Annotated in this window: 16 protein-coding genes; 2 read left to right on the forward strand and 14 right to left on the reverse strand. The window is 62.1% G+C overall.

Features of this window, described 5'->3' with window-relative positions; all coding sequences use genetic code 11:
• Positions 1-43 precede the first annotated feature (43 nt).
• Positions 44-1,342: a M18 family aminopeptidase gene (locus HMPREF0372_RS01980; protein ID WP_007488524.1), complete on the reverse strand. Its 1,299-nt coding sequence runs from the start codon at positions 1,340-1,342 to the stop codon at positions 44-46.
• Positions 1,343-1,460: 118 nt separating this feature from the next.
• Here HMPREF0372_RS01980 and HMPREF0372_RS01985 point away from each other — a divergent pair, with 118 nt between their 5' ends.
• Together HMPREF0372_RS01985 and HMPREF0372_RS01990 are read left to right on the forward strand one after the other, a co-directional pair.
• A complete protein-coding gene (locus HMPREF0372_RS01985) occupies positions 1,461-1,850 on the forward strand; it encodes a BlaI/MecI/CopY family transcriptional regulator (protein WP_007488525.1) in 390 nt (129 codons plus the stop codon).
• A complete protein-coding gene (locus tag HMPREF0372_RS01990) occupies positions 1,843-4,230 on the forward strand; it encodes a M56 family metallopeptidase (RefSeq protein ID WP_007488526.1) in 2,388 nt (795 codons plus the stop codon). Before HMPREF0372_RS01985 ends, HMPREF0372_RS01990 begins: the two co-directional genes overlap by 8 nt.
• 73 nt (positions 4,231-4,303) lie before the next feature.
• Here the strand turns inward: HMPREF0372_RS01990 and HMPREF0372_RS20445 are convergent, their stop codons facing one another.
• From HMPREF0372_RS20445 to HMPREF0372_RS02060, 13 genes are all read right to left on the reverse strand, one after another.
• On the reverse strand, positions 4,304-5,164 hold the full coding sequence (locus tag HMPREF0372_RS20445; RefSeq protein WP_009258992.1) for a collagen-like domain-containing protein: 861 nt from the start codon (positions 5,162-5,164) through the stop codon (positions 4,304-4,306).
• A gap of 695 nt (positions 5,165-5,859) precedes the next feature.
• Positions 5,860-6,210, reverse strand: a complete 351-nt coding sequence (locus tag HMPREF0372_RS02005; protein ID WP_007488530.1) for a helix-turn-helix transcriptional regulator — start codon at positions 6,208-6,210, stop codon at positions 5,860-5,862.
• Positions 6,188-7,252 (reverse strand): YkvI family membrane protein, encoded by a 1,065-nt coding sequence (locus tag HMPREF0372_RS02010; protein WP_154250387.1) that lies wholly within the window; start codon positions 7,250-7,252, stop codon positions 6,188-6,190. Before HMPREF0372_RS02010 ends, HMPREF0372_RS02005 begins: the two co-directional genes overlap by 23 nt.
• A 28-nt stretch (positions 7,253-7,280) precedes the next feature.
• Positions 7,281-8,174: an arginase gene (rocF, locus tag HMPREF0372_RS02015; protein WP_007488534.1), complete on the reverse strand. Its 894-nt coding sequence runs from the start codon at positions 8,172-8,174 to the stop codon at positions 7,281-7,283.
• A gap of 33 nt (positions 8,175-8,207) precedes the next feature.
• The gene (orr, locus tag HMPREF0372_RS02020; RefSeq protein ID WP_007488535.1) at positions 8,208-9,290 is read right to left on the reverse strand and encodes an ornithine racemase Orr; all 1,083 of its coding nucleotides are present in this window, start codon (positions 9,288-9,290) and stop codon (positions 8,208-8,210) included.
• Between the two features lie 3 nt (positions 9,291-9,293).
• Entirely contained in the window at positions 9,294-10,910 is a 1,617-nt protein-coding gene (locus HMPREF0372_RS02025) for a GlmL-related ornithine degradation protein (protein WP_039996516.1), read from the reverse strand.
• Between the two features lie 174 nt (positions 10,911-11,084).
• On the reverse strand, positions 11,085-12,512 hold the full coding sequence (locus tag HMPREF0372_RS02030) for a basic amino acid/polyamine antiporter (RefSeq protein WP_007488537.1): 1,428 nt from the start codon (positions 12,510-12,512) through the stop codon (positions 11,085-11,087).
• A gap of 174 nt (positions 12,513-12,686) precedes the next feature.
• Positions 12,687-14,903 carry a D-ornithine 4,5-aminomutase subunit OraE gene (gene oraE, locus HMPREF0372_RS02035; protein ID WP_007488538.1) on the reverse strand — a complete coding sequence of 739 codons (2,217 nt, stop codon included), beginning with the start codon at positions 14,901-14,903 and terminating at the stop codon, positions 12,687-12,689.
• A gap of 2 nt (positions 14,904-14,905) precedes the next feature.
• Entirely contained in the window at positions 14,906-15,268 is a 363-nt protein-coding gene (locus HMPREF0372_RS02040) for an ornithine aminomutase subunit alpha (protein WP_007488539.1), read from the reverse strand.
• Positions 15,269-15,286: 18 nt separating this feature from the next.
• Positions 15,287-16,702: a 2-amino-4-oxopentanoate thiolase subunit OrtB gene (gene ortB / locus HMPREF0372_RS02045; RefSeq protein WP_007488540.1), complete on the reverse strand. Its 1,416-nt coding sequence runs from the start codon at positions 16,700-16,702 to the stop codon at positions 15,287-15,289.
• The gene (gene ortA, locus HMPREF0372_RS02050) at positions 16,702-17,001 is read right to left on the reverse strand and encodes a 2-amino-4-oxopentanoate thiolase subunit OrtA (protein WP_007488541.1); all 300 of its coding nucleotides are present in this window, start codon (positions 16,999-17,001) and stop codon (positions 16,702-16,704) included. Before ortA ends, ortB begins: the two co-directional genes overlap by 1 nt.
• A gap of 81 nt (positions 17,002-17,082) precedes the next feature.
• Positions 17,083-18,144 (reverse strand): 2,4-diaminopentanoate dehydrogenase, encoded by a 1,062-nt coding sequence (ord, locus tag HMPREF0372_RS02055; RefSeq protein WP_035300013.1) that lies wholly within the window; start codon positions 18,142-18,144, stop codon positions 17,083-17,085.
• Between the two features lie 297 nt (positions 18,145-18,441).
• On the reverse strand, positions 18,442-19,923 hold the full coding sequence (locus HMPREF0372_RS02060) for a sigma-54 interaction domain-containing protein (RefSeq protein ID WP_369848350.1): 1,482 nt from the start codon (positions 19,921-19,923) through the stop codon (positions 18,442-18,444).
• Between the last annotated feature and the right edge of the window lie 71 nt (positions 19,924-19,994).

Consider the following 19,994-nt stretch of genomic DNA (forward strand, 5'->3'; position numbering starts at 1 on the left):
CGTCATAAGACGGGCCGGCCTTTTCCGGTGAGGACAGCTGAAATCAGAATTGATACACGCCGTCGGCGGTCTGGGTAAACTCCGCCTGGAAGAAGGCGGCGCAGGCCCGGGCCATGTACTCCGGATCCCGGCTGCCCGCCATCTCCACGGCGGAGTGCATGGCAAGCTGGGCCATGCCGATGTCCACCATGGGAATGCTGACCTGGTGGCCCAGCAGGTTGCCCAGGGTGGAGCCGCCCGGCTCGTCGGCCCGGTTGGCGAACACCTGCACCGGCACCCCGGCCTTCTGGCAGATGGCCTGGAAGAGCCCGGCGGTGAGGCCGGTGGTGGTGTACTTCTGGTTGGCCGAGTACTTGATCACCACGCCGCCGTTGGGGTAGACCTTGTTGGCCGGATCGGCCTTCTCGGGGAAGTTGGGGTGGACGGCGTGGCCGTTGTCGGCGGAGAGGAGCAGGCTGCCCGCCAGGGCCTGGCGGCGGGCCTGGGCGGAGAGGCCCAGCGCCTCCCCGATGCGGGTGAGCACGTCGGGGAGGAAGGAGCTCATGGCCCCCTGGCGGGTGCCGCTGCCCACCTCCTCGTTGTCGAAGAGGCAGTAGAGCTGCCCGAAGCGCTCCGTGCCCTTCGCGCTGAGGAACCCCTCCAGGGTGGCGTAGGCGCAGCCCAGATCGTCAATGCGGGGGGCCTGGAAGAATTCACCCTCCGGCCCGATGCGCACCGGCGCCTGCCGGGGGCAGAGCACCAGGTCGGTGGCCAGGATGTCCCCCACGTCCACCCCCAGCCCCTCCGCCAGCAGGGCGGTGAGGGAGGGGCCGCCGCCCAGGGCGTAGAGGGGCTGCATGTCCTTCTGGGCGTTGTAGTCGTGGCCCCGGTTCACGTCCCGCTGCTGGTGGATGGCCAGGCTGGGGATGGTGAGCAGATCCCGGTCCAGATAGACCAGACGCCCCTCCACCCCTGCCGGGGTGCGCACCACCGCCCGGCCCGCCACGGTGAGGGGCCGGTCCAGCCAGCTGGCGCAGTTCATGCCGCCGTATCCCTCCACCGCCAGGCGGACGTAGCGCTTGTCCCCCTCCAGCGCGTCGTTTTTCACATAGAAGGTGGGCGAGTCGCTGTGGGCGGCGGTCATGCGCCAGCCCTCCGGGGTGCCGCCGGGCAGGCGGAAGGCGATCAGGCTGCTCTGGTTGCGGGTGGTGTAGCAGCACTGGCCGGAGGAGAGCGCCCAGGGGGCGCTCTCCTCCAGGCGGGTAAAGCCCGCCGCCTCCAACCGGGCGGCCGCAGCGGCGGCCGCGTGATAGGGGCTGGGGCTGTCCTGAATATATTCCATCAGCTTGTCGGTTGTCTGCATGGCAAAGCCTCCTTTTTCCACTATTATAGAGCGGGAGGTGGAAAAATAAAAGGTTGACATTGTCTACCTGCTGTGTTATGTTACAGGTAGACAATGTCTACCAGATGGAGGTGATGAAATGGACGGAGAACTGGTGCGCCTGACGGGAACCGAGTGGGCGGTGCTGGACTGCCTCTGGGAGGCGTCCCCCCAGACCATGACCCAACTGGCCCACACCCTGGCCGGGCGTGAGGGGTGGGCCAAGGGCACCACCACCACCGTGCTCAAGCGGATGACCGAAAAGGGGTTGCTCACCTGCCAGCAGGGGGAGCGGGCCAAGTGGTACGCCCCGGCGGTGGAGCGCCGGGCCGCGGTGGTGAGCGAGACCCGCAGCTTCCTCCGGCGTATCTGCCGGGAGAGCGTGAGCATGCTCACAAACGCCGCGGCGGAGCCGGAGCGCCTGAGCCGGGAGGAGATCGACGCCCTCTACGACGTTTTGAAGGGACTGGAGGAGAAGGAGCATGGCTGAGTGGATTCTGATGTCGTCCCTGCTGATCGTGATTGTGCTGGCCGTGCGGGCCCTGTTCCGGGGGCGGATGGGCCTGCGGCTGCGGTACGCCCTGTGGCTGCTGGTGCTCCTGCGCCTTCTGGTGCCGGGCACGGTGTTCCAGACCGGATTGAGCGTGCTGAACTATGTGCCCCTGCCCCAGACGGCCGCGGTGCAGGCCCAGCCGTCCCAGTCCGGCGGGAGTCCCTCCGCCCCGGAGGCGGAGCCCATGCCCGTCCGGCCGGAGGGGGAGGCGGAACCCCGGCCCTCCGGCCCGGCGGCCGCGCCGGACTCCGCTCCCGCCGGGGCGGCGGACTGGAGGGGCGTCCTGACCGCGGTGTGGCTGGGCGGCGCGGGGGTGCTGGCCGCCGCCCTGCTGGCGTGCAACCTGCGCTTTTATCTGCGCCTGCGGCGGATGCGGCGGGCCCACCCCATCCCGGGGATAGCCGTGCCGGTCTATGTGGCCCGCGGGCTGCCCTCCCCCTGCCTGTATGGCTTTCCCCGGCCCGCGGTCTATCTGACCCCGGCGGCGGCCGGCGAACCGGAGCTGCTGGGCCACGTCCTGCGCCATGAGCTGACCCACCGCCGCCACGGCGACCACATCTGGGCGGTGCTGCGGGCGGCGGCCCTGGCCCTCCACTGGTACAACCCCCTGGTCTGGCTGGCCGCCGTTCTGTCCAGGCGGGACGGGGAGCTGGCCTGCGACGAGGGGGCCCTCCAGGGGGCGGACGACCGGGAGCGGGCGGCCTACGGCCGTACTCTAATCCGGCTGGTGACGGCCCGGCCGTCGGCGGGCGAGCTGCTGTGCTGCGCCACCACCATGACCGCCGGGTCATCGAGCTTAAAGGAGCGGATTGCCATGATTGCAGGGAAGCCCAGAACCCTGGCCGCCGTCCTGGCGGCGGTGGCCCTCCTGGCGGGGCTGGCGGTGGGGTGCACCTTCACCGGCGGGCGGAGCGACGCCTGGGAGCCGCTCTCGGAGGAGGAGCTGGCCTACTTCAACGGAGACGGCTTTTTCAACGGGGACTACCTGAACATCCGCAACCAGTTCCTCAGCTCCACCTATGCCGCGCCGGAGGAGATCGACCTGTTCCAGCTCTTCTACTGCGGCGACGGGGACGCCGACTACGCCGCCCCACCGGACGGCGTCGACCCGGTGGCCCTGGAGGCGGCCATGCTGGCCGCCGAGGGCGGCGATGACCCCGACTGCCCGGCCACCATCCTGACCACCGCCCAGATGGACGCGGTGTTGGAGGAGTATCTGGGCCTCACCCTGGCGGAGACCGGCCAGGTGGGGCTGGAACACTTTACCTATCTGCCCGGCTTCGATGTGTATTTCTACTACCACGGCGACACCAATTACCGCGGCTCCGTCGCCTTCACCGGCGGGGAGCGGCGTGGCGAGCTGGTGCGCCTCACCTACGACGACACCTTCATGGGCGACGGATATAAGCAGGTCACCCTGCGGGAGCGCGGGGAGGGCTGGCAGTTCGTGTCCAACCTAGCTGTTCAGACGGAGGAGAAGGTTCCCCTGGAGAGTGGGCTGGCCGCCCTGCCGGCGGAGCTGGCGGACAAGGTTGTGGTAACCGGGCCGGGGGATGTGACGGAGGGCGGTTCCGGCGTGCTGGCCACCTATTATTACGCGCCGGACTACAACACCGAATGGGGCGGACTGCTCCTCCAGGTGGGGCGCTACAGCCAGGTGGGCTTTGAGCAGTCCTATTATAGCTGGGAGCTGACCGGCGGCTGTTCCTACCTGGGCCGGAGCGGGGACTGGTACTACGCCTGCCACAGCCCCACCGATGTGAACTTCCATCCCGACCACTACGGCGACTACCATGATACAGGGACAGCCCTGATGGCGTGGCTGGAGGAGCTGGCCGCCGGCGCCGGGCTCACCCCTATGGAGGAGGATCCCTTCTACCAGCGGGTCACCGGCCCCCTCTCCTATCCCGGCGGGGAGCATGTGACGGTGCGCTACTATCCCTATTACGGCCTGTCCGGCTATGAAGAGGCGGCGGACACGGCCTACACCCTGGTGCTCTCCCAGCCCGCAACCCAGGGGGAGGAGGGGATCTGGTGCGTAGACCGCTGGGTGGATCAGAACGGCACGCGCTATCTGGTGGTGCCGGAGACCGATCAGCCCATGGACGACTATTACGCCGCCCTCCAGGATGCCTGCGATGCCGGAGATCGGCCCGATCTGCTGGATCCGGTGGCGGTGGCTCTGGACTTTGAGGAGGACTGGAGCGGCCGGGATCTGTCCCCCGACGCCTTTGTGCTGGAGGGTGCAAGCGATCTCTCGGAGCTCTTCGACCTGCCTCTGGCCATGGTGGAGTTGGAGAACGGAGTCGGCGGTTAAGAGGCCAGGGCAGCAGCTGCCCGCAAAAAATCCAGGCGCACGCCCAGAATGAGGGCGTGCGCCTGTTTCCTTTTTAGGAGCCGGATGGGGCGGCAAAGGTTACGCCGGTGTAATACCAGTCGATGATGACCGAAACGCGGGCGCCTGCCGCCGAGGCAAAGGTAGTGATCTGGCACATGGACCAGAGCTTGGTGGCGGGGTCCTGCTGGCGGAGCCGCATCCAGTGAGTTTCCTGGGAGTTGTCGTAGAGAATATCGTCGATTATCTGGGCAGTGGAAAAGGATACGCTGTTCCAGGTCTGAGATTCAATGGTGCTCCCGTCGTAGATTGTGGTTCGCCGGAGGTCCACCAGTACGGGGGCCGCAGTGTCCGCTGCCCGGAGGCTCAGACGAATGGCGCTGGTACCGGCGTTCTGCACATTGAGAATCAGCTTGCCCAGGGTGATTTCCCTGGCGCTCCCCGTAGATGACAAATTCATGTTATAGACTTCGGGGCTCGCGCGGAGGTTGGGGGAAACCACGTCGGCCCCGCTGCCGTGGAAGCGCACACGGTAAGCGGTGGGGGAACTCTCCTCCACCGTGATGGTGGGCGCGGGGCCGGTAGCGCCGATGTCACCCTTGACGCCGGTACTTCCCGTCGGTCCGGTTGGCCCCTGGGGCAGCACAAAGTCCAGCGCCACGCCGGTGTCGGAGGGGGTGGCGGTGACAGCGGCGGTAGAGCCCGAGGTTACATTCCGCACCGTGACGGATGGGGTGGCTCCGGTCAGCCCAGTCGGCCCGGTGACGCCCTGGATGCCCTGGGGGCCAGTCGGTCCAGTCGGCCCGGTGACACCCTGGATGCCTTTAGGTCCAGTCGGCCCGGTCGGCCCGGTAAGACCGGTCAACCCTTGGGGGCCGGTGGGGCCGACTTCTCCGGCAGGGCCGGTTGGTCCCATTGGTCCCTGCTCCCCCATAGGACCGGGGCAGCCGCGCTCTCCCTGAGGACCCTGTGGGCCGGTTTCACCCTGTAGACCCTGTTCTCCCATAGGACCTTGTTCACCAACCGGACCGCGGGCTCCGGGATCACCCTGTTCCCCTTTCGGACCCATGGGGCCGGCCGGACCGGGATCACCCTTCGGACCAACCGGACCGCGGTCGCCTTGCGGGCCCATAGGGCCTGGAACTCCACGGATTCCCTGGGGACCCATGGGCCCCGGATCTCCTTTCGGCCCGGCATCGCCCCGCACGCCCTGCGGTCCGCGGGCGCCGGGCAGCCCGGCCATACCGCGGGGCCCGACAGGCCCAGGACAGCCTGGATCGCCCTTTGGACCACGTGGGCCCTGCGGACCCCGCTCACCGGGGATCCCTTGGGGGCCCTGCGGCCCGCGCTGAAACAGTTCGTCATCTGAGGTATCACAGGAGCAGGGGCAGCCCCTTCCTGTGTAATAACATCCATAATAGTTCATAAGGGTACACTCCATACTGGATTGGGCGCAATGGCCCTGCCTTAGACTATGACGCAGAGGCGCGGAGAGCAACACAGGGGGGAAACGCCAACCGGCGTTTCCCCCCTGATCGTCTGTTTGAATGATCCGGGAAGCAGCGCTGTGTCCAGCCCTGGTCTGCAAAAATACATCGTACTGCGCTCCTTTCAGGGCGAAAGACCCCGCTTTTCCGACTGCTGGTACTGCCTCGGTGTCATACCGGTATATCTGCGAAATACCTTAACAAAATAACTCTGCTCACAAAATCCCACCAGGTAGCCCACATCCCCTACCGTGAGGGCAGGGTTGAGGAGAAGCGGCTTGCTCTGTTCTACCCGGATCTGGTTCAGACAGTAAGTAAACGTGCAGGAGCGTTCGGCCTGAAATTTCCTGCTCAAGTAGGCGGGAGAGCAGCCCACGTGCCTTGCAACCTTTGTCAGTTTGAGTGGTCTGGCGAAATGGAGCCTCATGTAGGCGACCGCCTCTGCCACCAGGTCACTTTCCGTCTGCTTTTTCATTCGGATTCCCCCAGTTCACCCTGCAAAAATGGACAGCCATACCTGTTAGGAAAACCGCACTGACTGCGCCGAACACCGGGTAGATCAGACTGATGAGTTCACCGAAGCCCAGCAGAGACGCGCCCCAGGCCACCAGGGAGACAGCGAAAAACCGGAGGACCCTCTCCCGGCCGTGCAGCTCTGTTCCGGCGGAGAGCCGCTCCATACCAGCCAGAAAGCAGGAAAAGGCGGTGACCACCATGGCGATCAGCAGGAGCAAAAGATAGGGAATGCCGAGTCCTGGGGAGATGGCTGTGACCACCGTCAGCATGGGAAATTCCGTCTCGGCCGCCCCGGGATAGTGGTTCAGGACAAGCAGAATCGGCGCGGCCACCATGAAAAGCATGGTACAGCCCAGGCCAATTCCCCTTGGAGTGCACCTTGGCGGGACCTGCCGCCCCAGGGGGGCCAGGATTGCCACAGCGCTGAACATGTTATAGGCCGAAAATGCCATAGCGGAGGGAAGCCACCCAACACCGCCCTGGAACGCAGGCGGCGGACAGGCAGGCAGCAGGAGCAGGGCCCCCGCCCCTAACCCCACCGTACAGAGAACCAACGCGGGGGCCGCAAAGGAAAAGATAGAGATCATCCCCCGCAGCCCCGACAGAGAGAGGGCTGCGATCAGCAGAGCAAAGAGCAATCCGCATAGCCAGGGGGGCAGTCCAAAGGCCTGATGAAGCGCCGCCCCCGTCCCCGCTGTCATGATGGTTACCACCCCGAACAGGAGCAGGACAGAGAAAAGAGCCAGGAGATGTCTGAGCGCCGGGCATTGCCAGGGGACCATCAGGAAGGACAACTCATGCCGGCCGGTCCGCCGGACCATGGTAAGCAGAAGCAGCCCCGCCCCACCCAGCAGCGCGATGCTCAGGCACAGCCCCAGCCAGCCCACCGGGCCAAACCGGCCGAAAAACTGCCACATCTCCCTGCCGGAGACATAGCCGGCCCCCAGAAAACACCCCGAAAAGGCAGCCCCAAGCTGGCGGGCGGAAATGGTCTGTTCCAAAGGTTCCTCCACAGGTCTCCCTCCGTGCTCAATATACGCTTTTTCCCAGAGCCGACTGGATCAGCTCAGAGGCAAGAATGCCGCTCTTATTGGCGGTATCCAGGAAGGGATTGACCTCCACCATGTCCATGGAGATCAGCTTCCTGCTCTCCGCAATGGCCTCTGCCGCCAGAAAGGCTTCATGGGGGGTCAGGCCGTTGTAAAAAATCACTCCCGTGCCTGGCACAGCCTCCGGAGTGATGGCATCCACATCAAAGCTGAGGTGGATGCCATCGGTGCCCTCTCCGGCGATCTGGATGGCCTGCTCAATTACCGCGCCCATCCCGAGCTTGTCGATCATATTGATCGGAAACACAGTGACCCCCGCTTGCGCCATACGCTGCCGCTCCAAATCGTCAATGTCCCGTCCGCCGACCTGCACGCAGTGAGCCACGTTAACCGGCGCCGCTCCCTGGCCGAACTCCACCATACAGTCAGGTCCGTAACCACAGACAGCGGAAAAGGGCATCCCGTGCATATTGCCGGTGCATGTGCTCTCCTCGCTGTTCCAGTCGCCGTGGGCATCGATCCAGATGACGCCGATGTTGCCGCTGTGCCTCTTCGAGACCGCCGCGATGCTGCCGGCGGCGATACTGTGGTCGCCGCCCAGGATAACGGGGAAACGCCCCTCCTCCAGGGTTTCCGTAACGGAGAGGTACACCCGCCGGTTCACCTCTGACACCTGTTCATAGTGCAGCAGCTTTTCCCGGCTGGCCCCTGTCCGGGGAGCGAGGATATCTCCCCTGTCCCGTACGTGGTGGCCCTGCCGCTCCAGACCCTCCACAAGCCCTCCAAACCGGATGGCGGCTGGCCCCATGCTGGCCCCCCGCTGCGAGGCGCCCCAATCCGACTGAACGCCGATCAGGTCGAGTTTCCGTAACATATCTGCCACTCCCTCTCCGCAGAGACCTGCGGCTCAGATGACTTTTTCCACATAGGGGCTGGTAAATGCCTTGAGCATGCTGCCGTAACCAAGGGTAAACTGTATCCGGTCCCCCACTTGGTATACAGTGGTGCAGTGGGTCAGATCCAGCAGCAGGTGATCCGAGCTTCCGCCCAGGATTTCTATCTGCGGATCCCTGGGCTGCAGGCTGTCTGTGTCCACATCCTGCCGGCCCACCGCCACGATGGCCCGGCGCATGATCCCCTTATCCTCATAGGTGGGCCGGTGTCCGAAAGCATCCACGCCGATCTCGCCTACCGGGAGGGAGGGCTTTTCCTTGATTTCAATGACTTCCGCCTCCAGCTCCAGTGCGTCCCCCACGGTTCCCGGGATTCTTGTGCCATAAGCAGTGTCATTGCCCAGCAGGAAGGACTCGCCCAGGCGCAGATTATTGATGCCCTCCGGCAGATTCCCCTGTTCAATCAGATAAATGGAGCTGGAATTCCCGCCGGAGACCATGGGGAGCCGGATGTGGAAGCGCTGCTCCAGCTTTCGCGCAAGCCCCACCAGCAGAGAGAGATTCTCATTCTTCGGAATGATGGCCCCGTAGCAGGTGAGGTTGGTGCCAAGCCCATACAGGCGTATGTGCTTGAGCAAAAGGAGCTCTGCCACCGTGGAAAAGATCTCCTCTTCCTTTTCGTAAAAGATTCCCTCCCGGAGATCGCCCAGGTCGATCATCAGCACCACATTATGGCGCTTGCCCGCCCGCCCGGCGGCTTCGTCCAGCAGCCTGATGGTGGACAGCTCCGACTGGAAGCTGACATCCGCATACTCCACCACTTCGGATACCTCGCTGGGCATGGACAGGCGGAGCAGAACCGTCTGCTTACCGGCCTGACGCGCCTGTACGGCATAGGATTTCAGGTTCTGGATGCGGGAGTCGGCCAGAAAATCAACCCCCGGATGCTCCGTGAGCATGCGGACGATGGGGGGATAGGCGCACACGCCCTTGGTCACGATCATAAGGGTGCAGCCGGGAACCTTTTGGATTATGCCGGCGCAGGCGTCCAGGTTCCGGCGCAGTTTGTCCATGTGAATACGCACTCTGGGGTACATGGCTTACGAACTCGCTCCTTCCTGTGTAATGCGGTTGGGGCAGTGGAGGCGGGTACAGCGGCTGCACTCATGGCTGCAGTCCCCTGCTTTCGGCTTGTTCTCCCGGTAGGCGCTCATATCATAGCCCATGGCCTCGCACTCCTCAATGTGCCGCCGCAGCTCCTCTTCCCGCTGCTGCCGCTGGGTCTCAAGCCGGGAGAGCTCCTTGTTGCAGACGGGTACCGGCTCCTCCGCTTTCCGCTCCGGAAAGGTGATGCCCAGGCTCTGCTCCAGCAGCCGGGCGGCCGCCTGGGGGTACCGCTTGGACAGCACGCCCAGCGAGGCCATAATGTAGTCGTGATCCACCAGGATCTGGGCGTGCTCCCCGGGAAGCAGCAGCATGCCCGACTCATTACAGCGGGTGATCTCCCGCATGATCTCCTCACGGTGGGGCAGCCGGGTGAGGGCGCCTCCGGTGCCCACGATGTATTTGACCTGCGTCAAATCCTTGCCCTCGGCCACCGTGCTGCGTCCGGAGGGGCCGTAGATATACCGCAGCCTGCCAGCGTGCCGCTCCGCCGCCTTTACCACGGCCTCTCGGGTAAGCAGCTCCACCAGCTTCACTTCTTCCTCCGTTTTGGGGATGGCCCGATAGGTCTCCAGGGCATGCTCCATGGAAAAGCCCTGCTCCCGGCACTGCTCCCGGAGCTTCTCCTCGCCGATGGACTCCACCACCTTCCAGCGGTTGACATACACGCCCAGATCCCCTTCAACCGTGCGCTTGGCCTTCGGCTCGGGTGAAATCATGAGGCGGGCCACCTGGTCGGACTCCACCGTGACGGAATGCAGATCTGTTGTCGCTCCGCCCACGTCCAAAACAATGAGGTCGCCCAGGTATTCATACAACAGCTTGGTACATTCCATCACCGCGCCCGGCGTGGGGATGATGGGGCCTGTCACCATCTCCCGGACGTGCTCCATGCCTGGAGCATGGGTGATGTTTTGTTCAAACGCATCCTGAATGACCTTCCGGCAGGGCTCTACGTTCAGCGCGTCGATCTTGGGGTAGACATTCTCCACAATGTAGAGCTGCTCCCCCTCCTCCTCCGGAAAAATCAGGCGCATCTCCTCCTGATTCTCCACATTTCCGGCGTAGACGACGGGGATTTTAAGGTTCATGGAGCGGATCATCTCCGCATTGGCGATCGCCGTGTCCCGTTCGCCGTAGTCCACGCCGCCTGCGATCAGAATGAGGTTGGGGCGTATTTCCTTGATCTTGGCCAAATCAGTCCGGCGCAGCCGTCCCGCCGTAACGTAGTGGAGAATCCCTCCCGCGCCCAGGGCCGCCTCCCTGGCGGCCTTGGCCGTCATGTCGTATACCAGGCCGTGTACCGTCATCTTGAGGCCGCCGGCGGCAGAGGATGTGGCCAGCATCTCGCGGTACTCCAGGGACTCCGTTCCCAGCTTGCCGCACAGGTCGGAGACTGCGCTCTGCAGGCCGATACGTACATCTCCGTCCAGTACAGAAGTGGGGGCTTGGCCTTGGCCGAGATAGACCGGACGATCGCCGTCCAGGCCGTGGAAAGCGTTTACCACTGTTGTGGTGGAGCCGATCTCCGCTACAAGGACATCTACTTTCATTACTGTCACCGCCTTTCTGCTGCATTGGAAGGCAGCAAACATACTACAGATTTGCTTTGCAAACAGGCAAACCAGGGCAGAAGGCCGCAGCGCCTCTGCCCCTCGGTTTGCCTGTTTGCCCGACTTGTTTCGTTCGGCGCGCTGTTGCGCGGGACAGGACGACATTCAGCCGAATCAGCCGAGCGGATTGATCCTGCCGGTGGCCACAAAGTAGATACAAATAACCAGAAGTGCCAGAAGGGCGACAAAAACGGCCCTATCAACCTTTGTCTCGAATACTTTTAGTCCCTTTTCCTTTTGTCCCTTGGCATAGACAAAGATACCGGGCACATAAAGCAGGACGGTTGCCAGCATGACGCTGATGCCGGCGGCAAAGACCATCCAGACCGCGTAAACAGCGTTGAAAATACCAATTCCTTTGATCAGCCCGTTCTCCTGCTTCAGCGCCACCTTGCAGAAATACATTGCGCTGAGGAAGTACGGCACCATGATCATGCCGGTGGCAAAGAAGTAAAATACCTGATAGGTCGATTCATTGAAATAGAGCAGAACCAGGAATACCTGCGCAATGATGCTGGTGAGGACAATGGCGAAGACAGGCGCGCCATTTTTATTGGTTCGGGTAAACGCCTTGCAGAACGCACCGCTCTTGGCCGCCTCATATGGGCACTCCGTGCACATGATGGTGTGGCCCAGCGTGGCCCCCAGCAGGGAGATAATAACGGCGATATTCACCAGGGCAGCGCCCCAGGGGCCCACCACGTGCTCCAGGATACCGGCCATGGGGGGATTGCCCAGGGCGGCCAGCTCCTCATTGGTCATCACGCCGGCGCTCAGGAAGGAAATGATAATATAGAGAATCAGTACGGAAAGGAAACCGATCACCGTGGCGCGGCCCACGTCGCTGGAACGCTTGGCGCGGCCGGAGATTACCACGGCTCCTTCAATGCCGGTAAACGCCCACACTGTGGTGGTGGTGGTCGCCATGACCTGCTTGCCAAAGCTCATTCCGCCCTCGCTGCCCGAGAAGTTCTGCATAAAGGTCTCGAAGGAGAAGGCGCGGGCAAAAATAATGACGACGATCAGCACCAGAATGGGGATAATTTTTGCGATGGTGGAAACCAGGTTGACCGCAGTGGACTCCTTTGTGCCGCGGAGCACCAGGATAATGGCAATCCACCATACCACGGACATGCCAATGACCGACGGGATGTTGTTTCCTACACCGAACAGGGGCAGGAACTGTCCTACCGAGGCGAACAGAAGTGTCAAAAACGAGATGTTTGAGAGCAGCTCACTTAACCAATAACCCCATGCGGAGTTAAATCCCACATAAGAACCAAAGCCGGCGCGGGCATAGCTGTAAACGCCGCCCTTCAGCTCGGGCTTCAGTTTGTTTAAGTAATAAAAGGCCAGGCAGAGCCCCAGCATACCGATGCCGGTTATCAGCCAGCCCACCAGAACAGCGCCGGAACCGGCCCCGGCCGCAGCAAAGTCGCCCGGGAATGCAAATACCGCACTTGCGATTGTTGCGCCGATGACCAGGCCAAGCAATCCGATAAAGGAAACGCCGCCTGCTTTGTTCGTCGTTTCTTGACTCATGAAGGCTCCTCCTAAATCCAAAATCAGGTTGGGGAATGGGGTTGGGGTCCGTTCATTTCATTTGACCGCATTTTAGACGAACCTGAAACCTATCCTGCCCCGGCTCCCCTTCAGGCCTTCGCCGGGGCATGGATAGATATGGAGCAATCCAGCCGTTCGGGGATTGCTTTGAGCTTACAGCTCACCTCTCCGGCGCATGGCCTCCTCTGCCAGGAAGGTGGCCACGTCGATCCCGTGGGAATCCCGGCCGAAGCCCTGGTCAATGCCGGTCTTGACGGCCTCATCCGGGATGACCTGGGTGCCGCCGGCGGCGATGATCACCCGGTCACGGATGCCCTTTTCCACCGCCAGCTCGTTGATGCGCTTCATATTCTTGTAGTGGACGTTATCGTGGGAGATGATGGTGGAGGCCAGAATGGCGTTGGCGTTCAGCTCCACCGCCGCGTCCACCAGCTTTTCCACCGGGACGGAGGTGCCCAGGTAGTGAACCTTGACCCCCCACTTTTCAATGCCGCCGTGCTTGATATTGATAATCTCCCGCAGGCCCACAGAGTGCTCATCCTCGCCTACCGTGCCGCAGACCACCACCATGGGGTGCTCCTCGAACTCTTTGTAAAGCACGGCGTCACTCAAATGGTGGGGCTCGGGGGGGACCTCCAGCTTGGTGGGATCCACGTCGAAGGTCAGCTTGCCCTTCATCTCGATGCGGGTACCCTCCGCCTCCTGAAGAACCTCCTTGCTGATCACCTCGGGGTGATCCAGACCCAGCCGCTTGCCGATCTCCAGGGCCGCCGCCTCGGCCACACGCTTCTCAGCGGGGATACACATGGTCAGCAGGATGGTGCCGTCGGCGCACCACTCCACCTCAGGCTTGAGGGCCTCTCCGTCCAGATACTTCTTCACCTTGTCCATACGGACGTTCACGTTGTCTTCCTCATCCAGCTCGTCGATGTAGACGATCTTGCTGCGGTCCTCAAACGTGCAGCCGCCAATCAGGGCGGAGGGGTTGGCCGGATCGCCGCCGTACTGCTCCACGTTGTTGTAGCCGTAGTGGGCAGTGACGGGGGCCATGTAGTCCTCGGCCCGCTCAAAGATGTAGCCGTAGCCCACGCCGCCCTCAATCTTGCGGGCGATGCCGTCGCCGTTGCGCTCGGGGTACTTGGCGGAGTCCACGAAGAAGCCCTCCTGAACAGCGTTGAAGTAGCCGCCGACCTCCACGATCTCCTCCATGAACAGGCAGGCGCGCTCCTTGAGCTCACGGGCCATCTCGCGCAGAGGGCCATCCTTTTTGAGCTCCACCATCTCCATCAGGCCGTCCAGACCGATGAGGGTCTGCTTGGCGTTGTCGATGGCCTCGATATTGTAGATGTGCCAGGGGACGTTGCGGCCCTCGTCAGGGGTGATGGTGGACTGGATGTCCGCGCTGGTCAGCTTTGAAATGAGCATGTTCAGCACATGGGTCACTGTCGCCTCGCGGGTGGAGGAGCAGATGTACTTCGTGTTCTGCTGGGCCCGCATCTTGTAGCGCCCGCAGATGTCCCGCAGCGCCACGGCGTAGGGCAGGTCGGTATAGACGCAGGGGGCCGGAGTGGCCGTGGGGGGCACGGTGGACAGGCTGATGTTCTCCGGCTTCATGCCCACCCGCTCGGAGAACAGGGAATTGATGGCATGCTGCACGATCAGCTCAGGCATGACCTTCCACGCCTCCCGGGCGGTGGCGTTTGCGTTGTGGGCGCCATCAATCTGCAGCATCCCGGCCCAGGCCATAATGGACTTGGACTCGCAGGCGTCCACGAAGGAGCGCACGCAGTTGATGTCCCGGTAGAGGACGTTGTACTGGGGATCCTGGTGGGCGCCATTGATGCCTTCCTCGGCAAACATGACGGCCACATCGGGGCCAGCTACACCGGAGACATAGGAGTGATAGTTGATGGGGCGGCCCACCTCCTCCTCGATGAGATCCAGCGCCTTACGCTGTGCGCGGACCTGCTTGCGGGTGATGGGAACGCCGCCGATTCCCTGGGGGGTGCCCTCCATCAGGCCGTCGATATGGGACTGGCCCATATGCCGGATGACCATGATGTGGTCGGCGCCGTGCCAGGCGGCCATGCGCATGCGGCGGATATCGTCCTCAAAGCGGCCGGAGGCAATCTCGGTCGTGATGACCGGAAGCGGCTGGGGGTCGATATCGCCGAAGTACTTGGCCGGGGGAAGGCCGACGCTCTGCTTCAGCGGCTCGGACACATCGTGGTAGGTAAAGGGGCCCATCTCCAGGTTGGGGGCGGGCTTGCGCCAGGTCCATCCCCGGCGCTTGGGCTCGTACTTGTCCAGATCCTTGAGGATGTTGCGTACATCCAGCTTTTCGTTGGGCTTCAGGGTCATCTCAGACATACTTACTTCCCCTCCTTGAACAGCGCGGCGGCTTCATCCCAGTACTTCCCCTGGGCCAGCAGGTGTCCGGCCTCCGGAATGGAGAGATTCTTCTCCCTGGACAGCTTGTAGACTACATGGCCGGCGCCGTGGCTCATCAGGCTGTGATCCATACAGCCCTCCACAATCTTCTGGGTTTCCAGAGAGGAGATGCCCATCCGCAGCAGCACGGCACGCTCTACCGAGGGGGTGGTATTCCTGCGGCCCAGCTCCAGCAGCGGGGCAACCACCTGCTCGGTCAGCGCCCAGAAGCGGTCATACAGCTCCTGGTCGGTCAGATTGGCGATATGCTTTCTTCTCTCAGCAAAATCATCGGCACGCTTCATGGATGTCACGCTCCTCTCTCAAAGTGTGGGCACGATGGCGGCCACCTGCTCCCTGACCCAATCCACGCTCTTGTTGGTCTCCTGGGCCAGAAACTCATAGTCCGCCTCGGTGGGGGTGGCCGTATAGGTCTTTAGGGCCGTCTTGATGAGGGAATGGCGCATCTTGTCCAGATCCAGATCCCTGACCTGGAACTGATAGGGATCGGCGGGCAGGATCACGCTGACGCCGGGCACCTCCTCACCGGGCTTGCCAAAGCGCACCTCGATGCCGTTCTCCCGGGCAAAGTCCAGCTGGGGCTGCACGTGCTTGCCCGCGCCGGTGTACTCGGTCTCGCTGACTACCAGGATCTGATCCTCCGGCAGCTCCTGAGCCAGGCAGAAGGCCGCGGCCAGAGAGGTATTTCCGGCGGGGCCGCGCTCCAGGCCCTCCAGGTTTGCCAGCAGCTCGGTGATGCACATAACTTCGCCCTGCGTCACGGTGACATAGCGATCCATATAGCGCAGGGGACGGGCGGCAGAACGGGGCACGTCGGAGCGATCCGGCCAGTTGGCAAACGGGACGCCGAAGCCGGTATGGCCGGTGGTACAGGACTTCCGGTTGAACTGGGTGTCGGAGGCCATGTGCAGGCCGGTCAGATCAATTGAGGCGGCTACGATCTGCGTATGGCCGACCCCCGCCTTCCGCAGGCCCCGGGCGGTGCCGGTAACCATGCCGCCGCCGGCATTGGTGCACACAACCATGTCGGGATCCCTGCCGAACTGGGCGCGGCACTGAAGGGCAATCTCATGGCCCAGCGTTTCAATGCCGGCGATGCCGAAGGGGGAATAGAGGGAAGCATTGAAGAAGCCGGTGTCCTCCAGCAGGGAGAGGGACTCATAGAAGAGCTCGGGGCCCACGGTGATCTGCACCACCTCGGCTCCCATGGCCTCGCAGGCCCGGGCCTTCTCAATGATCTCGGGCTGGCCCACCTCCCGGGAGTCGTAGGCTTCCTGGACGATGATGCACTTGAGGCCCTGCATCGCGGCCTGGGAGGCCACGGCGGCGCCGTAGTTGCCGGAGGTCGCGGCGATGACGCCCTTATAGCCGTGAGCCTTGGCAAAGGCCACCGCACAGGCGGCCCGGCGGGCCTTAAAGGAGCCGGAGGGGTTGGTCATCTCATCCTTCACACAGATGGTGGCGCCATAGCCGGGCTTGGCGCACTTGCGGGCCAGGGCGGTCAGGTTCCGCAGCGTGAAGAGCGGGGTATTGCCCACTCCGGTCAGCCCCTGCACCCGTTCTACCTCCTCCATGGAGAACCCCGTAGAGGACATCATCTTCTCGTAGTCAAAGGCGATAGAGCCGCTCTCAAAGGCGGAGAAATCCATGCCCAGGGCCTTCTTCATAATTTCGCCCTTGCGGCTCATCACGGAGGCGTAATCCTTTGCCAGTGCCATCACTTATCACCTCCATACAGGAATGCTCTGTAATTGCGGTCGATCTGCACCAGCTCGGGCACGCACTTGCCATAGCTGTGGGTGTAATAGGGGTCGACCTCCACCAGCGTGCCGGTCTCCACCCGGTCTGCGGCCGTGGTGACCTGCACCTCGTCTCCCAGATTGGCGTCGGCCGCCAGGAATCCCTTTGTCCACATCACCAGCGGGGTATTTCTGGTGTCCTCAGGATCCTGAGGGGCACGCTGGCCCACTGGAAGCAGGATCTTCTTAATCCGTACCCATGTTCCTTTTTGAACCATTTCACAGCTTCCTTTCTCCGCGGGTCCGGAGGAGAAAGCTCCTCCGGGCCCGTAACCGTTTCAAGTCGATTGGACGGTTCCTTACTTCACCAGCTTGCAGTCCTCGTCGATCATGTCCCGCATGTCGCCCATGATGGCGTGGGGCACGGGGATGTCGACCATGGTTTTCAGGCCGGGACGGGCGTTGATCACGTGGGGGATGCAGTTCATGATCATGGCCATGGTGCCGATTCCGCCCTCGATCTCGGGAGTATTGACCATGTTGACCGGGGGAATGCCCTGAATTTCCACATAGTCGCCGGTATGGATGCCCACCTGCTCGGGTTCGATCTGCTGAGGGTGGTCCATTTCGATCTTCACCTGGCCGTCCACGGTGCCCCAGCCCTTCATGGCAACGCCCGCCACATGGCCGGCGGCGGCAAAGCCATAGGGGGACTTGCGGTCCACGTCGGTGACGATGGGCTCCATGTCCTGCTCGAATTTATCCAGCTTCCAGCCCAGAGCGTCGGTGATCATGCGGATGGACTCGGCAAAGCCCACGTGGCCGGTCATGGTGCCCGCAGCCTTCCGCTTCTCAAATTCGGCCACCTCCAGGCCGATACCCTGCTCCTCCATGACGGCGGGGCCGAAGGGAGACAGGCTGTTCACCCGGCGGGAGACGATGTGATCCACGCTCTCGCAGGCGCCGGTCCACAGGATGACCAGCAGATCCATGATAAGGCCGGGGTTGATGCCGGTGCCCAGCACGGTGACGCCGTTCCTCCTGGCGATCTCGTCCAGCTTGGCCGCCAGCTCAGGCTCCTGGGCCTGGGGATAAGCCATCTCCTCGGCGGAGGTGATGACGTTCATGCCCCGCTCCATAACAAACACCAGTTTGTCATAGACATCACGGGTAAAGGAGTTGGTGCACACCACCACGATATCGGCGGCGCCGGGCCGGATGACCTCCTCGGCGGTGCCCACGATCACGTCCTCGCGGTCGCCGCGCTCAATGCCGGGCACCACGTCATACAGGCTCTTGCCCAGCTTGGCGCCGATGTCGATGGCGCCCACAATATCCACGCCCTGCTTTTTGCAGAGCATCTTGCCGATGCCGCCGCCCATGGCGCCCAGTCCCCAGAGAATTACCTTCACATTTTTCATGCTGCATTCATCCTTTCCGTTACAGGTCGTGTGGTTCAGGTTCTGTGTCCTGTCTGCGGATAGAAAAAGCAAAGGGTGTGCCAGTTTTTCCGGCGCACCCTTTGATTTGTATAATATTTCAATTAAATTCTTATATTTTCCATTTATATGGACAATTAGCCGGGGTTTAGAGGACATCCACAAAATTTTATTCTGAAACGGCCTGTGAGCTGCTCTGGCAAACATGCACCAAAACAGGTTGACAAGGCGCAAAAAAATGGGCATTATGCCCACTTTTTTGCGCCCCCCAAGAAGCCGTTAATAAAGAATTCCATATTTTTTCAGCTTGTGCTGAAGGGTCTGCCGCTTCATATGCAGACAGGTTGCGCACTGGGATACGTTCCCCCGGCAGCGGTCGAACATGGTGCGTATCGTTTCCTCCTCAATGCGCTCGATATAATCCTGCAGGGACTCGCCCGCCTGAAAGTCTGTGCCACGCCGGTCCACGGCCTTGCCGGGCGCGGGCAGGTCCAGGAGCTCTGTTGTAAAGCCGCTGTCCCCATCCATCATGAACATGGCCTGGATCAGGATGTTCTCCAATTCCCGGACGTTTCCCGGGTAGTCGTATTCCATGAGCTGGCGCAGCACATCCCGCGGCAGCTCCGACAGGCGCTTTCCCATCTTCGCATGGTGCTTTTCAATCAGCGCCTGGGCCAGATAGGGGATATCGCCCCTGCGTTCCCGCAGGGGCGGAATATTCAGGGTGACCACGCTGAGGCGGTAGTACAGGTCCTGACGGAGTTTTCCCTGGCGGATCAGGTCGACAGGGTCTTCATTTACAGTAGTGATTACCCGGACATCCACCGGAATATCCTCTGAGCCCCCAACCCGCCGGATGTAGGACTCCTGCAAGACCCGGAGCAGCTTGCTCTGGAGCTCATAGGGCATGGAGTTCAGCTCATCCAGCAGGAGCGTACCGTGGTTGGCCAGCTCAAACAGGCCCGCCCGGTCCACCGCTCCGGTGAACCCGCCCTTGGCGGTGCCGAACAGAAGCCCCTCCAGCAGGTTGCTGGGCAGGGCCGCGCAGTTCTGCGCAATAAAGGGCTTCCCGCTCCGCGTTCCACCGTAGTGGATGCTCTGGGCGAACAGCTCCTTTCCCGTGCCCGTCTCCCCGTAGATCAGCACCGGCATGTCGTTTTGCGCCGCCCGCTTGGCCCGCTCCATGCTCTTCTGGAACTTGGGATCACGCCCGATCAGATCGGAAAAGTGATAGCGTTTGAGCTTCTGTTTTTTGGATGTCTCCTGCGTCCCCACCTGACTTTGCAGATGGGCCAGCCGGTCGCACAGCTCCGACAGCTGAGTTACGTCATTGGCTACCTCGATCACGGCGAGTAGCTTCCCGTCGGCATCTTTGACCGGAATGGTAGTATTAATGGTGTGAATATATTTGCCGCTGGCGTTGATGTACCGCTGCGGCTGATTGACGGTGGATGCCCCGGCCTGGAGCGCACGGTAAATCGTACTGGACTCCAGATCCATGTGAGAAAACGCATCCTCAAAACGCCGGCCGACCACATCTGCCGGCTCCATCTGTTCCATCCTGGCCATAACGGAATTGTAAAAAATGGAGGTCCCCTGCCCGGCCACAATATGAACCCCTTCATTCAAAAGGCCTAAGAGCGCCGACAGGATCTCCTTATATTCATTTTCACGCACTATGATATCTCCCAGTACACGCTGTGCCTCTCTTTTGCGAGAGCCCGTAAAAGTAATCAAAGCTAATATAACATATAAAGTCACAGAATTTCAACGTAAGATTTTGACCACTTGAAAAACCCGGTGTAGGACTACAATACATATTGGACATCTGA

This window comes from Flavonifractor plautii ATCC 29863 (assembly GCF_000239295.1).
Lineage (GTDB): Bacteria > Bacillota > Clostridia > Oscillospirales > Oscillospiraceae > Flavonifractor > Flavonifractor plautii.